The sequence below is a fragment of the Solidesulfovibrio alcoholivorans DSM 5433 genome (assembly GCF_000702665.1).
In the GTDB taxonomy this organism is placed as follows: Bacteria; Desulfobacterota; Desulfovibrionia; order Desulfovibrionales; family Desulfovibrionaceae; genus Solidesulfovibrio; species Solidesulfovibrio alcoholivorans.
Map to the genome: position 1 here is coordinate 1 of NZ_JNJA01000002.1, position 14,038 is coordinate 14,038.

A 14,038-nucleotide genomic window follows, 5' to 3' on the forward strand; every position below is an offset into this window, starting at 1 on the left:
GGGTTGGCGGCGGTGAAGGTGCCGTGGCCCCAGGTATCTTCCACCTTGATGCCCAGACGGAACTTCACGGCTTCGTTGGCGACGAAGTCGGAACGCAGGCGGAACCGTTCCCAGATCTCGAAGGTGTCTTCGGTCTTGGTGCCGGTCTTGTTCCACCCGGTGTAGTTGCGGTTTTCGAAGAAGTTGCCGTAAACACGCGCATCACCGGTCATCTTGACCTCGGTGGCGGCATGGGCGGCGCCAATGGCACCGAAAACCATGCCGGCCGCCAGGGCCAGTGCTCCCAAACGCTTTTTCATCTCTTCCTCCGATCTCATGCGGATTGCTGTGCAAACAACCACGACGCGCCCTATGCCCCGGTGGCTAATCCGGGAAGGACGTGGCTCTTCTTTAAGGCGAGGGCGTTAATATTGCAATAAGATCATTGTAAGAAAATAATATTTTTCTCAAATGTAAACCGATTGCGGCCATGATTGCATAACATGCCGAATTTGTAGGTGTTTTTTTGTAAAAATGGATGCTCTCGAAAAAGAAACATATGTCCATCTTGAATGTGCGGCGTCTGGAGACGGTGGCCGGAAACATGTCCCGCGCGGGCCGGATCGGGGACGGTGTCCGTAGAGGGCCGGAGACGGTTCAGGCGGGCGTTTGCGCAAGCCAGAGCGCCGCGCCGAGGGCACCGGTCATGTCCGGCTCCGCAGGCACGAGCGGGGCGAACCCCACGGCCTCGGCCACCAGGCGCACGGCGCAGGGGTTTTTCGCCACGCCGCCGACGAAGACCAGCGGCGCGCGCAGCCCCACCCGGGACAGCATGGCCACGGTGCGCGACACGATGGCCTTGTGCAGCCCGAGCGCGATGTCGGCCTGCGCCACGCCCCGGGCCATGAGCGTCGTGGCCTCGGTTTCCGCGAACACCGTGCACATGGAGCTGATGGGCGGCGGGTCGTTGCCGGCCAGGGCCAGGGCGGCGAAGGCGTCCACGGTCAGGCCGAAGGCCGTGGCCGTGTATTCGAGGAACTTGCCCGTGCCCGCGGCGCAGCGGTCGTTCATCTCGAAGCGGCCGACCTTGCCGCCGGGCAGGAGCGAGACGGCCTTGGTGTCCTGGCCGCCGATGTCGAGCAGGGTGGCGGCCTCGGGGAAAAGCCGCGCCGCGCCCATGGCGTGGGCCTTGATCTCGGTCACGGTGCGGGCATGGGGATAGTGCGACAGGGCTAGTTCCCGGCCGTAGCCGGTCACGGCCAGCCGTCCGGGCACACCGTCCGGAAACAGGGCGCGCACCTGCCCCAACGGATCGAAGGTCGTGGGGGCGCGGCGCATGGAGACGACCTCCCCGCCGCGCACCACCACGGCCTCGATGGACCGGGAACCGATGTCCAGGCCCGCGACGTCCGTCACGAAAGCGTCTCCACGAAGGCTTCGACGCGGGTCTTGAGCTGGCCCGCATCCTCCATGCCGTAGTCCGTCTCGATGGCGAGGTAGGGCACGCCCGCCGCCTCCATGGCCTTGCCGACCTTCATCGCCTCGTGGGCGTAGGGCTGGCAGAAAAGCAGGCCGTAGTGGATGACCCCATCGGCCTTGAGCTCCCTGGCCATGGCCGCGATATGCCCGAGGCGCTCGTCGTTGGGGGTGAAGCAGGCGCAGTCTATCTTCATATACCGCGCGGCCAGGGCGTCGAGCATGGCCTCGAGGTCCGCGGGCGTCTCGTCGGTCAGGTCGCGGGTGTTGCGCTCGCCGATGCAGGACTCCTCGCCGACGATGACCGCGCCCGAGCTCTCGATGAGGTACGGCAGCTTCCAGTTGGGCACGGCCATGGGACAGCCGGCCAGAAGCAGCCGGGGCGTCCCCTTGGGAGCCACGCCCTCGCCCTTGGCGATGCGCGCCTCCATCTCGTCGCACAGTTCGTTGACCTTGGCCGTGAAGCGGTCCGGGTCGTCGTAGAAGCTGATCTGGTTGACGAGCAGGGCGTCGCGGCCGGAGATGGGGGCCGGATCCGCGGCGCGCAGTTTCGCCAGGCGCTGGAGTGCCTGGCGCTTGGCGTTGACGCGCCTGGTCGCTTCCGCCAGGGCGGCGGCGGTGATGGCGTTGCCCGTGAGCGCCTCCAGCGCGTCCTTGTAGCGCACGAGTTCGGCCCGGAAGAGGTCCGCGTCACAGGGGGCCTTGCACTGGGGCACTTCCATGACGTGCATGTTCACATGTGCGCCGAAGGCCTCGTAGGCCTTTTTCTTGCCGTCGCAGGTGGTCTCGCCGACCACGAGATCGCAGGATTCGGTGTAGGGGCAAAGCCGGGCCAGCTTGAAGCCGACGAAGGACTTGATGAGGTCGCAGGTGCCGCGCGGCACGAGGGTTTCGGCCATTTCCGTGCCGGCCTTGGCCCCGGCGCAAAGGCCCACCTGCAAGGCCCCGGCGGCCAATGTCAGCTCCTCGGGCACGAACACGCAAAACGTGCCCACGACTTTCTTCCCGGCCGCCTTGGCGTCCTGGATTTCCTTGATGCGCAGGCCGTGCACTTCGGAAAGCACGAAGTCCAGGTACTCCGCGCCCTTGAGTCGCCCCTGCTGGGACAGGTAGATGTCGCCGTAGAACTTGCCCAGAACCGCAAGCAGGGCGTCGTGGGCCTCGATGTCCAGGTCGAGCCGTTCCCACATCGCCGCATGGGCCGCATCCGTCATGGCTTCCTCCAGGAGAAAAAGGTGATCCTCCCTGATATCCGCCTCTTGTCCCGGCGTGAAATCGTTAGTTCCAATCATTTCGTCATGATAGTATTGTAATAAACTATCGCTGCCCCGCTAAAGGATTTCCCGGGGCGTCCGAAAAGGGCTGTGAGCATCACGCGACCGGCCGGAAGCCGGAACGCAAGCCGCCAGGGAGGGAGGCGCATGGCCCAGATAGTGCATCTCGACGACCATCGTCGGATGCGGGAGCCGGGACAGGGGATGGCAACGAACCTGTCGCCAAAGCGGCCGCGTCTGAGCGATCGGGATCTGTGGACCCGGGATTATCGTCAAATAGATAATATATTATACGCCATCATGAAAATCAAGGAGATCCTCGACTACCATCTCTACTACGACGACGTGTGGCCGTACCTGCTGCTTTCGTTTCTCGAAGCCGTGCACAACACCAAGCAGGGCGACGCCAGGGAACTGCCGGGAACCGGCGCGTCGCTCAAGGACTACGTGCTTTCGGCCGTCACACCAGTCAACAAGCGGGATCTGTCCATGGTGCTGCTGCTGACCGACCTGATCGAAAAGTCCCCCCATTACCGGGGCAGTTCCTCGTCGTCCTGAACGACATCGCACGAGGGGCCGGGCGCGACGCGTCCGGCCCCTCGTCTTTGCGGTCACCCGCCGGTGGGGTGGGGCTGTCGCAACGGGCTAGGCACTTTTTGCATACTCCTTGCCAGCGGCGTTTGGATTTTGCTACTGCGGCAGGTAGATTCCTCGGAGTCCGGGTACGCGCCCGGCGGGAGGCGGAATGCCGCGTTTTTTCATTGTGTTCGCGGTGTTGCAGGCGGTTCTCGCGGCATTGTCCGGCGGGGTCGCCTACGTTTCGGCCCAATCGCAACGGGCAATGGCCCTGCGCAAGGAACTGGGCTACGCGCCCTACGCCCCGCCCAAGGCCTTCCTGGACGGGGACTTCACCGCCGACGAGTTCCGGTCCGACTCCCTCTTCGGGCCCGTGGCCGATTTCGTCGCCGCCCGGACCTGTCCCACGGCCTGGCGCGTCGAGGCCGGAAAGGCCGTCCCATAGGAGCCGCCATGGCTTTGCGTCGTCTGGGACCGGGCCGCGCCGAACGCACGGCGTCGCTGGCCGTGCTGACCGTGCTCGTCGCCCTGGCTGTCTGGCTGGGGTTTGCCCAATCGCGTTTTTCCCCGGCCGTGCTCGTGGCCACGTCTCCGTTGCCCCCGCCGGCCTCGGCCGGGCTGGCCGCCGGGCACGCCTTCGAGACCGCGGCCTTTCTCGATGCGCTCGCGGGAACCACGCCGGCTGGGCCGGTGGAAAGCTACGACGCCGAGACGCTTTCCGACCGCATCGACGGCAAGGCCGAGCTGTATCTCGCGGCCAGTTTCAAGGAAATGTCCGTGCGCGCCTTTTCCCTGGCCTCGGGCGCGCGCCTGGATGCCTACGTCTACGCCCAGGCCTCGCCCCGGGACGCCTACGCGGTTCTAAGCGGCCAGCGCCGCCCTGGCGCGACGCCAAGCGATCTTTCCCCGGACGCCTACGCCACGCCAAACGCCCTCTATTTCACCAGGGGCCGCTTTTACGTGGAGCTTTCCGCCGACCGCGCCGATGCCGCCACCCGGGACGCCCTGGCCGCGGTCGCCCGGGAACTCGCCGCGCGCATGCCCGAGGAAAAGCCGGCCGCCGACGCCGCGGGCGCGGCCCCCGATCCCAGGACGCTCTTTCCGGAAACGGGGCAGGACGCGGCGAGCCTGCGTCTGGCCGCCTCCGACGCCATGGGCATGGCCGGGTTTTCCAACGTCTACACGGCCGACTACGCCATGCCGCACGGCGCGGCCACGGCGTTTCTGGCCGCGCGCGACACGCCGGACGCGGCAGCGGCCGGCGCCAAGGCCTTTGCCGCTTTCCTGACCCAAAACGGCTACGCCCGCGAGGACGTGGCCGGATTGCCCGAGGGCGCGGTCCTTTTGGCAGCGCCCGGCTCCTTCGAAATCATCTGGACCAGGGGCGGGCTTGTCGCCGGCGTGCACGACGCCGTCAGCCGGGAGGCCGCCCTGGAGCTGGCCGCGAAGCTCGCGGCCAGCCTCAAGGAACGCATGCCATGAACGAGCATGGGAAGAGGCCCGCTGCGGCCAAGGGAAGCCCCGGACCGCTGTCGCGCCGGGATTTTCTGCTGCGCCTGGCCGCAGCGGGCGCGGCGGCCGTGGCCGTGGGCGGACTTGGGCTTTCCCTGCGCGACCCGGCCGGGCCGGCGGCCGTGGAGAACGCCCGGACGCTGACGACGCTCGGCGATTTCGCCGCGCCCTCGCCCCAGGCCGGCAAGCCCCGCCTGGCCGAGGTGCACGGCACGGACCGCGCCGTCATGTTCAAGGCCGGGGTCGCGGCCCTTGGCGGCATGGGCGCATTCATCGCCAAGGGCGACACGGTGCTGCTCAAGGTCAACGCCGTCATCGCCTCGCCGGCCATCCTCGGCGCGACCACGAGCCCGGAGCTTGTAAGCGCCGTGGCCGCCGCCTGCCGCGAGGCCGGGGCCGCGAAAGTGCTCGTCGCGGACAACCCCATAAACAACCCCGAAAGCTGTTTCGAGGTCTCGGGCCTGGGCGATGCGGCCCGGGCGGCCGGGGCGCGGATCATCCTGCCGCGTCCGGCACTTTTCTCCCCGCTCTCCCTGCCGGGCGGGCGGCTGCTCACCGACTGGCCGGTCTTTACCGGGGCCTTTGCCGGCGTGACCAAGGTCATCGCCCTGGCCGCGGTCAAGGACCACCAGCGGGCCGTGGCCTCCATGTCGCTCAAAAATCTTTACGGACTCCTCGGCGGGCGGCGCAACATCTTCCACCAGGACATCAACGGCATCATCGCCGAACTCGGCGGCATGCTGCGCCCGACGCTGTGCGTGCTCGACGGCACGACCGTGATGATGACCAACGGCCCCACGGGCGGTTCGCTCTCCGACCTGCGCGCCGCCGGGGTCATGTACCTGTCGCCCGATCCCGTGGCCACGGACACGCGCGGCGTGACGCTTCTCGGCAAGACGCCCGCGGACCTGCCCTATCTCGCCCTGGCCCAGGCGGCCGGCGTCGGCACCATGGACGTGGCGAGCATGCACCCCGTCACCGTCAACACCGAACCGGCGGCGGGCTAAGCCATGCGCATCGTCGTCGCCAGGCGCGTGAGCCAGACCTTCTTCGTGCTGCTTTTTTTGTGGTTCTGCGTGGTCGCGACCGTGGGCGACGCCTTCTGGCAGCTGCGCGGCTGGCCCATCAACTTCCTCCTCTCCCTCGACCCGCTTACGGCGCTGGCGACCGTGCTTTCCACGCACACGCTCTACGCGCCGCTTTTCTGGGCACTGCTCGTCCTGGGCGTAACCTTTTTCCTCGGCCGCTTCTTCTGCGGCTTCGCCTGTCCCCTGGGCGCGCTCAACCAGCTTGTCGGCTGGCTGTGGCGGCGGCGGGCGGGCGCGGCGCGACGTGCGGCGGAAAACGTGCCTGGCCGCGGCCAGGGCGTCAAATACGTGCTGCTGGCCTTTTTCCTGGGTGCGGCGGCCCTCGGCAGCGTGCAGACGGGGCTGCTCGACCCGCTGCCGCTGGTCGCGCGCGGCGTCAACCTCGCCGTGCTGCCGCTGGTCGATCCCGGCCGTTTCGGCATCCACGGGGAAGGCCGCTTCTATGCCGGGGCCTGCGCCATCGGGTTGCTCCTGCTGGCCATCCTGGCCGCCAACCTGTGGCGGCCCCGCTTTTTTTGCCGCTACGTCTGCCCGCTCGGGGCGCTCTTCGGCCTTGCCGTGCGCTTCGTACCCTGGCGCATCGGCAAGGCCGACGCGAAAGCGTGCGGCACGTGCCGGCGCTGTGAGGAATACTGCGAAGGCGGCTGCCGGCCGTCCGGGGAACTGCTGCTCAGTGAATGCGTGCTGTGCATGAACTGCCTGGGCGCCTGCCCCACGGGCCGCATCGGCTTCGGTGCGCGCCCGTCGGCCTGCGGCGAGCGGGCGCTGCCGGATCTCTCCCGGCGCGGGGCCCTTGTGGCGCTGGCCGCCGGCGCGCTTGCCGCGCCGCTGTGGCGCGTGGGCGGGGCCGAGGCCCTGGGCCGGAGCGCGAGCCTCATCCGCCCGCCCGGGTCCCTTGACGAGGACCGGTTCCTTGCCCGCTGCATCCGCTGCGGCCAGTGCATGCGCGTGTGCCCGGCGGGCGTGATCCAGCCGGCCGTGACCGTGGCCGGCGTCGCCGGGCTGTGGACGCCAGCGCTTGATTACCGCCTGGGAAGGGCCGGCTGCCTGCAAAACTGCATCGCCTGCGGGCAGGTCTGCCCCACGGCGGCCATCCGGCCTTTTTCGCTCGCCGAAAAGCTCGGGCGCGGCGACTTCGCCGCCGCCGGCCCCCTGCGCCTGGGCACGGCGTTCGTGGACCGCACGCGCTGCCTGCCCTGGGCGATGGGCCGGCCGTGCATCGTCTGCCAGGAGGTCTGCCCGGTCAGCCCCAAGGCCATCGGCGTGCGCACGGTCTTCGAGCCCGTGTTCGGCGGGGCCGTGGATATCGCCGACGCCCACGGCGCGGTCCTGGCTCTTGCCGCCGCGCCGGGCACGGGCCGAAACTGCGGCAGCGGCGACTATTTCCTGCGCCCGGCGGGCTTTCCCGACGCAGCGGTGAGGCGCATCGTGTCCCTTGCCGGCGCGAGCCTGACGCTCGAAAAACCGCTGCCCGACCTCGGCCAGGGCCGCCGCGCCGAGATCGTGGTGCGGCTCCAGCAGCCCCACGTGGACCCGGCGCGCTGCGTGGGCTGCGGCATGTGCGAGCACGAATGCCCGGTGTCGGGGCTGCGGGCCATCCGCGTGACGCGCGAAAATGAATCGCGCTCGGGCCCGGGACGGATGCTGGCCTGACGCTTTCCCGCCCATTGCCGGACGCGGCGGGCGGGTGATGACGCATACGGCCCTGCGGGGCGCGACGCGGGGGAGCCCGCGCGCCAAGGAGGACGGCGATGGCTGCGGAAAAAAAGGCCGGTTTCACCCGGCGCGACCTGATGAAGACCCTGGGGCTTGGCGGGCTGGCCGTGGCCGGCATGGGCCTGCCCGGCCCGGCCCTTGCCGCGGGCGAGCCCGAAAAGGCCGCCCCCGGCCCCATGCCCCGGCGCAAGCTTGGCAAGACCGGACTCGAGGTGTCCATTTTAAACCTCGGCGGCATGTTCGACACCATCAACAACCAGCTGCTCCTGCGCCAGGCCCTGGGCTGGGGCGTCAACTTCTGGGACACGGCCGAGGCCTACGGCAACGGCATGTCCGAAGAGGGCTACGGCCGCTTTTTCGCGCGCAATCCCGAAGCGCGCAAACAGATCGTCCTGACCACCAAGCTCGTGCCCAAGGGCGGCAAGTTCGACGAGCGCCTGGACGCCGCGCTCGCCCGGCTCAAGACCGATTACGTGGACCTTTTCTATGTCCACGGCATCTCGGGCATCGGCGAGATGGACGGGCAGATGCGCGACTGGGCGGCGGCCAAGAAAAAGGCCGGCAAGATCAAGTTCTTCGGTTTCAGCTCCCACGCCAACATGGAGGACTGCCTGCTCGGCGCGGCCAAACTCGACTGGATCGACGCGGTGATGGTGTCCTACAACTTCCGGCTCATGCACGAGCAGAAGATGCGCGAGGCCATCGCGGCCTGCGCCAAGGCGGGCATCGGCGTGGTGGCCATGAAGACGCAGGGCGGCGGCCCGGTCAAGACCGACTCGGAAGCGGAGCTGGACATGGCCGGCCGGTTCCTGGAAAAGGGCTTCACCGACAAGCAGGCCAAGCTCAAGGCCATCTGGCAAAACCCGGACATCGCCGCGGCCTGCTCCCAGATGCCAAATCTCACCATCCTCTCGGCCAACGTGGCCGCCGCGCGCGACGCCACGGCGCTCGCCCGGGAGGACTTCGATGCGCTGCGCGCCTTTGCCGACGCCACGCACGGCGACTACTGCGCGGGCTGCGCCGGCCTGTGCGGCGCGGCCATGGGCGGGGCCGTGCCCGTGGCCGACGTCATGCGCGCCATGATGTACCATCGCGACTACGGCGAAACGGCCATCGCAAGGGAGCTCTACGCGAGCCTGCCCGAGGCGCTGCGTCGCGAGCCCTCCTCCCTGGATTTCTCCCGGGCCGAGGCGGCCTGTCCGCGCGGGCTGGCCATCGCCGCGATCATGGAAGACGCTTCCAGACTCCTTGCCTGACATCCCTGCGGGGAAGCCTGGCGCTTTCCCCACCCTCCTTGCCGCGCCCGCTCCCGTTCCCCCGGGGCGGGCGCGGTTTTTGGAGCGGCGCGGGCGTCATTGCAGCAGCAGTGTGAAGACGGCTTGTGCCGGGAACGCCTGTTTCGGCTTCACGGTGCTCGTCTTGCCCTCGTAACGCATGCCGGCCGGATTGCGGGCCGCCTGGCAGGAGAGCATGGGCCAGGAGCAACCTGTGTAAAAGGCTGGCTCGCCGGCCAGGTAGAGACTGTTGGGGCCTTCGGGCAGGGTTGTTTCCACGGTGTTGGTCGTCTGGGGGACGAGGATGTTGCCTGTAAGGACCGTGCCGGTGATCCCCTTTTCCACGCTGAGCGGTCCGCCGGCCAGGATCAGGTTGGCGATGGCGGCCTGAGCGTGGGAAGCGTCCATGATCTCGATCCCTTCCTGGGACACGATGTTGCGCAGCAGCACGTTGCCGGGGCCGGCCGGGCCCCAGTAGTCCGTCATGTCGATTTCCTCGACCATGTTGCCTTCGAACAGGTTGCGGAAGGGAAAATGCCCGTGCAGGGAGATGTCGCAGGGTGTCCAGGCGGTCGTTTCGCATTTGCGGATGGTGGAGAAATTGTAGCCGAAGACGTTGCCGTTGGCGCCCTGGCTCACGATCATGGCGTGGCGCAAGGTCTCGAAGACGTTGTTCTGCACGAGGCAGTCCGAGACATGCCGGCCCAGGCTCACGCCGTAGCCCCGGCCGCCGTCGCCGTAGTCGTGGGAATACTTGAAGGTGGAATCCGTGACCTCAATGGCCGCCGAGGACTCGGCGTAGACATGGGCGCTGACGGTGTAGAGGCTTTCCACGCGGCGCACCCAGCAGTTGGCGGCGTACTTGAAGTGGATGGTCTCCCCGCCCGAACCCGCGTCCTCGCGGCGCAGGCCGAGATCCTCGATACCGACGTTTTGTCCCATGGAGTAGACCCGGGCCCGGGCCGTGAGCGCCCTGGTGAAGTCGATGCGCAGCGGCCTGTCCAGCGTCACCGTGGTCCCCGAGACGGAAACGACCCTGGCGAACTGGCCGACCACGCTCTGCGCCCAGTCCTGGTCCCATTCGGGATCGGTGTACATGCGCGCGGGGTCGTTTTGCTGCTCGATCTCCACCCAGGCGCCGGCGGTCATGTCTTTGGCGCTGGCCACGGTGATGGTGGTCGCGCCCAGGGCCGCGTCCGCAGTGAAGTCCGTCCAGGAGCGGGAATTGTAGGTGGTGAAATCCAGGCAGGGGTCGGACGCGCCGCCCAGGTCGAACACGAGCAGGCTCTTTTGTGCCCCGTCGCCGCGCAGGACCATGCCGCTTTCCAGGGAAAGGGTGCGGCGCAGGCGGTAGGTTCCGGCCGGGATGCGCAGCACCCCGGGCTTGGCCAGGGCGGACATGGCGGCCTCGAAGGCGGCGGTGTCGTCGGTTTCGCCGTCGCCCGTCGCGCCGTAGTCGCGCACGGAGAGGGTCGCAACCGGCGTCGGGGGGGACGTGCGCAGCCCGGCCCTGTCCCAACTGGCGGCCGGGTCTTCGTAGGTGGTCGCAGCCGGGGCCGTTCGGGCCGCTGCCAGCAGCATGGCCAGGGCCAGGAGAAGAACTCTGCGGGAGGGGAGGAACATGGGCATCCGTGCGTCGCGGGTTGGGCCGGGGGAGGAGTCCCCGGTTGCCAAAGATTTGCACAGGCGATGCCGTTGTGGAAAAAGTCAAGAATTCGTATTTTAGTATATTGAATACGGGGTGTTGGTGTATTGAGAAAGGGGGGACAGGAAAACGGCCCTCAAGACGCTGTCCATTGTCTGTGGAAAATCCACGAGGCATGGAACCCGGAGCGTCTTTTGGAGATCGCAGGAGGATCAGTCGCCGCCGCCGCGGAGGGCTTCGATGGGATCCATGGCCGCGGCCTTGCGCGCGGGCCTCAGGCCGAAGACCAGGGCGATGGCCACGGCCGCGGCAAGGGAGAGCACGAAGACCTTGGGCGACAGGCGCAGTTGCAGCAGGCCCAGGCGGGACAGGGATTCCCCCAGTGCCACGCCGAGCGCCACGCCGCACAGCGAGCCGGCCAGGGTCAGGTAGAGGGCCTCGGACAGGAACTGGGCGGTGATCGCCGCGCCGCTCGCGCCCACGGCCTTGCGCAGGCCGATTTCCACCTTGCGTTCGCTGACGCTTAGAAACATCAGGTTGGCCAGTACGAAGCCTCCGACCACGATGGCCACCCCGGCCGTGATGCCGAGGAAGGCGACCAGTCCGCCGGTGAACGCCGTGAGGAACTTGAGGATTTCGCTGGCCGAGATGATGGTGAAGTCGTCGTTGTCCGTGGGCCCGAGGTGGTGCAGGTGGCGCAGCAGGGCGCGCAGGTTGTCCTTGTGCGTGTCGATCAGGGCCGGGTCGTGGAACTTGACGCGAAGTCCGCGGAAGTACTTGCGGTCGAGGTTGAAGCGCTGGGTGAGCGTGGTGATGGGCATGATGACGCGGTCGTCGATGGTGACGTCCGACCCCCCGCCCGAGAGCCCGCGGTAGGCCAGCCGGCCGACGATCTGCACGGGCAGGTTCTTGACCATGATGGTGCGCCCGAGCGGCGAGGCGTCGCCGAAGAGCTGACGCGCCGGCTCGTCGCCGATAAGCGCCACCTTGGCCCCGCGCGCCACGTCCTCCTCGGACAGGTCGCGGCCTTCGGCCAGCGGCCAGTTCCAGGCCCTGGCGTAGTTTTCCGTGGCCCCGACCACCACCGGGGATTCGTGATTCCTGTTGCCGTACTTGAGCGTGATCTGGCGGATCGAACGCATGGGCAGCACGGCGTAGGCCCCGGGCAGGGAGCGCGACACGGCCCGCGCGTCGGCCCAGGTGAGGGTGTAGACGCGCTGGCCCACGGGCCGGTTCTCGATGTCGCCGCCAAGGACCATGACCGCGTCCGGGCCGAAGAAATCGACGATCTCCAGTGCCTTGCGCCGCGCGCCATCCACCGAGGCCACGATGACCGTGAGCGCCGCCACGCCCATGGCCACGGCGGCGATGACGAAGGCGCTGCGCGCCTTGTGCGCGGAGAGCGCAAGCAGGGCCATGCGCTGGATGCGCCAGAGGATGCGCAGGATGCGCAGGGCGCGCCTAGGATTTGGCGATGCGGCCGTCATGGACGAGGATTTGCCGGCGCGCGTAGGCGGCCGTGGCCTGGTCGTGGGTGACGACGATGACGGTCTTGCCCGCCTCGCGGTTGACCGTGGCGAGCAGCCCCATGATTTCGGCGCTGGTGGCCGAATCGAGCTGGCCGGTGGGCTCGTCGGCCAGGATCAGGTCCGGGTCGTTGATGAGCGCCCGGGCCAGGGCCACGCGCTGCTGCTGGCCGCCGGAAAGCTGGGAGGGCTTGTGTCCGGCCTGGGCGGTAAGGCCGACCTGGGCCAGGAGCGCCTCGCCGCGCCGGCGCAGCGCCGCGCCCGGCGTGTCGCTGTAGAGCCCCGGGAGCAGCACGTTGTCGAGCGCCGTGGCGTAGGGCACGAGGTAGAAGCTCTGGAACACGAAGCCGATGGCCTGGTTGCGCAGCCGCGAGAGGGCGTCGTCGTCGAGCCCGCCGGTGTCGCGCCCGCCCAGGCGGTAGCTGCCCGAGGTGGGGCGGTCGAGCAGCCCCAGGATGTGCAGCAGCGTGGATTTGCCCGAGCCCGACGGCCCCATGATCGCGGCGAATTCGCCGGAGGCGATGTCGAGCGTGACCCCGGCGAGCACGGTGTGGGGCGTGTCGGCCATGACGTAGGTCCGCGTGACGTCCGCAAGCTCGATCAGCGCGCCCGGGGCGTCGGCGGGGGCGCTCATCGCCGCACCGGCCTGTTGGCGCGGGGGGCGTTGACGGTCGGCGCGGCAAGCCCCGGCAGCACGATCTGCGTGGCCACCTTTTCGCCCGGGGAAAGCCCCGCGGTCACCTCGGTCTCGTTGAGGCCCTCCAGTCCGAGCTTGGGGCTGACCTCGCGCACGGAGCCGTCCCCGGCCACGGCGAACACGACCTGGCGGTCGCCGATCCATTTGAGCGCGGCGTTGGGGATGACGAGCACGCCCTTTTTCTCCTGGACCACGATCTGGCACTGCGTGGTCATTTCCGGGCGCAGCTGCGCGGACTCCTTGGGGTCCAGGCGCACGAGCGCCTGGTAGTAGACGATGTTGTCGCGGATTTCCGGCTGGGGGTAGATCTGGTCCACGCTGCCCTTAAACACCGTGGCGGGATGGGCGTCCACGCGAAATTCCACGGCACGGCCGGGGTGCACCTGCCCCACGTCGGTCTCGTCCACGTAGATCCACATTTCCAGGCGCGTGGGATCGAGCACGGTGATGAGGTTGGCCACCTGCAACCCGGCCACGACCGTCTCGCCGGCCTGGGAGGTGACGAACGCGACCACGCCGTCGATGGGGCTGACGATGCGGGTGTAGGAAATCTTGGTCCTGGCGGACTCGATGACGGCTTCGGCCTCTTCCTTGGCTTTTTGCGCCTTGAAGCGCTCTTTCTCGAACTCGGTTCGCAACCTGATCTCGGAGGCCTCGCGGGCGAGCACCTCGTTTTGGCCGACCAGGGCGTCGCGGTGGGCGGCGTCGAGGACGTCGCGGGCGATCAGCGACTTGCCGTAGAGCTCCTGCTGCCGTTTGAGGTTGGCGGCGGCGTAGTCGCTCTTGGCCCGGGACAGGCGCTGTTCGGCCTGCGCCTCGGCGATGCGCTTGGGGTAGACGGCCTCGACCTGCGCCAGTTCGGCCGTGGTCCGGGCGAGCTTGGCCTCGGCCTCGTCGAGTTGGGCGCGCAGTTCCCGGTCGTCGATGACGGCGATGAGCTGGCCCTTGTGGACCTCGTCACCGACCTTGACGTTCATTTCCTTGATGGTGCCCGTGGCGCGCGCGCCGATCTTGACGATGGCCCCGACCTGCGCCTTGATGATGCCCGTTGCCTCGAGGACCTTGCGCACGTCGCCGACCTGCGCTTCGGCCGTGGCCAGCACGCGGGGCGGTTCGACGGTTTTACGGGTGATTTTCCAGGCGTAGATCCCGGCCCCGGCGACGACGGCCAGGACAATGAGCCACTTCAGTCTGCGCATGCGTTGTATCCGGAGGTCGGTTTTCCCGTCCTATAGCCCGGATGGCGCGGCGGGGCAAATCGGGGTTGCGTCTGTG

General features: G+C 68.2%; 12 protein-coding genes and 1 pseudogene. 6 read left to right on the forward strand and 7 right to left on the reverse strand.

Annotated elements, in window-relative coordinates:
- From Q368_RS0103255 to Q368_RS0103265, 3 genes and pseudogenes are all read right to left on the reverse strand, one after another.
- A pseudogene (locus Q368_RS0103255) lies at positions 1-299 on the reverse strand (outer membrane homotrimeric porin); the annotation flags it as partial.
- A gap of 337 nt (positions 300-636) precedes the next feature.
- Entirely contained in the window at positions 637-1,395 is a 759-nt protein-coding gene (locus tag Q368_RS0103260) for an acyl-CoA dehydratase activase (protein WP_029457299.1), read from the reverse strand.
- A complete protein-coding gene (locus Q368_RS0103265) occupies positions 1,392-2,669 on the reverse strand; it encodes a double-cubane-cluster-containing anaerobic reductase (RefSeq protein WP_029457300.1) in 1,278 nt (425 codons plus the stop codon). The genes Q368_RS0103260 and Q368_RS0103265 overlap by 4 nt, the downstream gene beginning before the upstream one ends.
- Before the next feature lie 207 nt (positions 2,670-2,876).
- Here Q368_RS0103265 and Q368_RS0103270 point away from each other — a divergent pair, with 207 nt between their 5' ends.
- From Q368_RS0103270 to Q368_RS0103295, 6 genes are all read left to right on the forward strand, one after another.
- Positions 2,877-3,287 (forward strand): hypothetical protein, encoded by a 411-nt coding sequence (locus tag Q368_RS0103270; protein WP_029457301.1) that lies wholly within the window; start codon positions 2,877-2,879, stop codon positions 3,285-3,287.
- Between the two features lie 187 nt (positions 3,288-3,474).
- Entirely contained in the window at positions 3,475-3,750 is a 276-nt protein-coding gene (locus Q368_RS0103275) for a hypothetical protein (RefSeq protein WP_052360006.1), read from the forward strand.
- A gap of 8 nt (positions 3,751-3,758) precedes the next feature.
- A complete protein-coding gene (locus tag Q368_RS0103280) occupies positions 3,759-4,787 on the forward strand; it encodes a DUF6599 family protein (protein WP_029457303.1) in 1,029 nt (342 codons plus the stop codon).
- Positions 4,784-5,824, forward strand: a complete 1,041-nt coding sequence (locus Q368_RS0103285) for a DUF362 domain-containing protein (protein ID WP_029457304.1) — start codon at positions 4,784-4,786, stop codon at positions 5,822-5,824. The genes Q368_RS0103280 and Q368_RS0103285 overlap by 4 nt, the downstream gene beginning before the upstream one ends.
- A 3-nt stretch (positions 5,825-5,827) precedes the next feature.
- Complete coding sequence (locus Q368_RS0103290; protein ID WP_029457305.1) at positions 5,828-7,558, forward strand: 4Fe-4S binding protein; 1,731 nt, start codon at positions 5,828-5,830, stop codon at positions 7,556-7,558.
- A 98-nt stretch (positions 7,559-7,656) separates the two neighbouring features.
- On the forward strand, positions 7,657-8,877 hold the full coding sequence (locus Q368_RS0103295; protein WP_029457306.1) for an aldo/keto reductase: 1,221 nt from the start codon (positions 7,657-7,659) through the stop codon (positions 8,875-8,877).
- A gap of 96 nt (positions 8,878-8,973) precedes the next feature.
- Here Q368_RS0103295 and Q368_RS0103300 read toward each other — a convergent pair whose 3' ends face one another.
- The 4 genes from Q368_RS0103300 to Q368_RS0103315 all read right to left on the reverse strand — a co-directional run bounded on the left by Q368_RS0103300 (position 8,974) and on the right by Q368_RS0103315 (position 13,962).
- A complete protein-coding gene (locus Q368_RS0103300; RefSeq protein ID WP_245611275.1) occupies positions 8,974-10,518 on the reverse strand; it encodes a glycoside hydrolase family 55 protein in 1,545 nt (514 codons plus the stop codon).
- 234 nt (positions 10,519-10,752) lie between these two features.
- The gene (locus tag Q368_RS0103305; protein WP_029457308.1) at positions 10,753-12,027 is read right to left on the reverse strand and encodes an ABC transporter permease; all 1,275 of its coding nucleotides are present in this window, start codon (positions 12,025-12,027) and stop codon (positions 10,753-10,755) included.
- Positions 12,002-12,700, reverse strand: a complete 699-nt coding sequence (locus Q368_RS0103310; protein WP_029457309.1) for an ABC transporter ATP-binding protein — start codon at positions 12,698-12,700, stop codon at positions 12,002-12,004. Before Q368_RS0103310 ends, Q368_RS0103305 begins: the two co-directional genes overlap by 26 nt.
- Positions 12,697-13,962 carry an efflux RND transporter periplasmic adaptor subunit gene (locus tag Q368_RS0103315; RefSeq protein ID WP_029457310.1) on the reverse strand — a complete coding sequence of 422 codons (1,266 nt, stop codon included), beginning with the start codon at positions 13,960-13,962 and terminating at the stop codon, positions 12,697-12,699. The genes Q368_RS0103310 and Q368_RS0103315 overlap by 4 nt, the downstream gene beginning before the upstream one ends.
- Between the last annotated feature and the right edge of the window lie 76 nt (positions 13,963-14,038).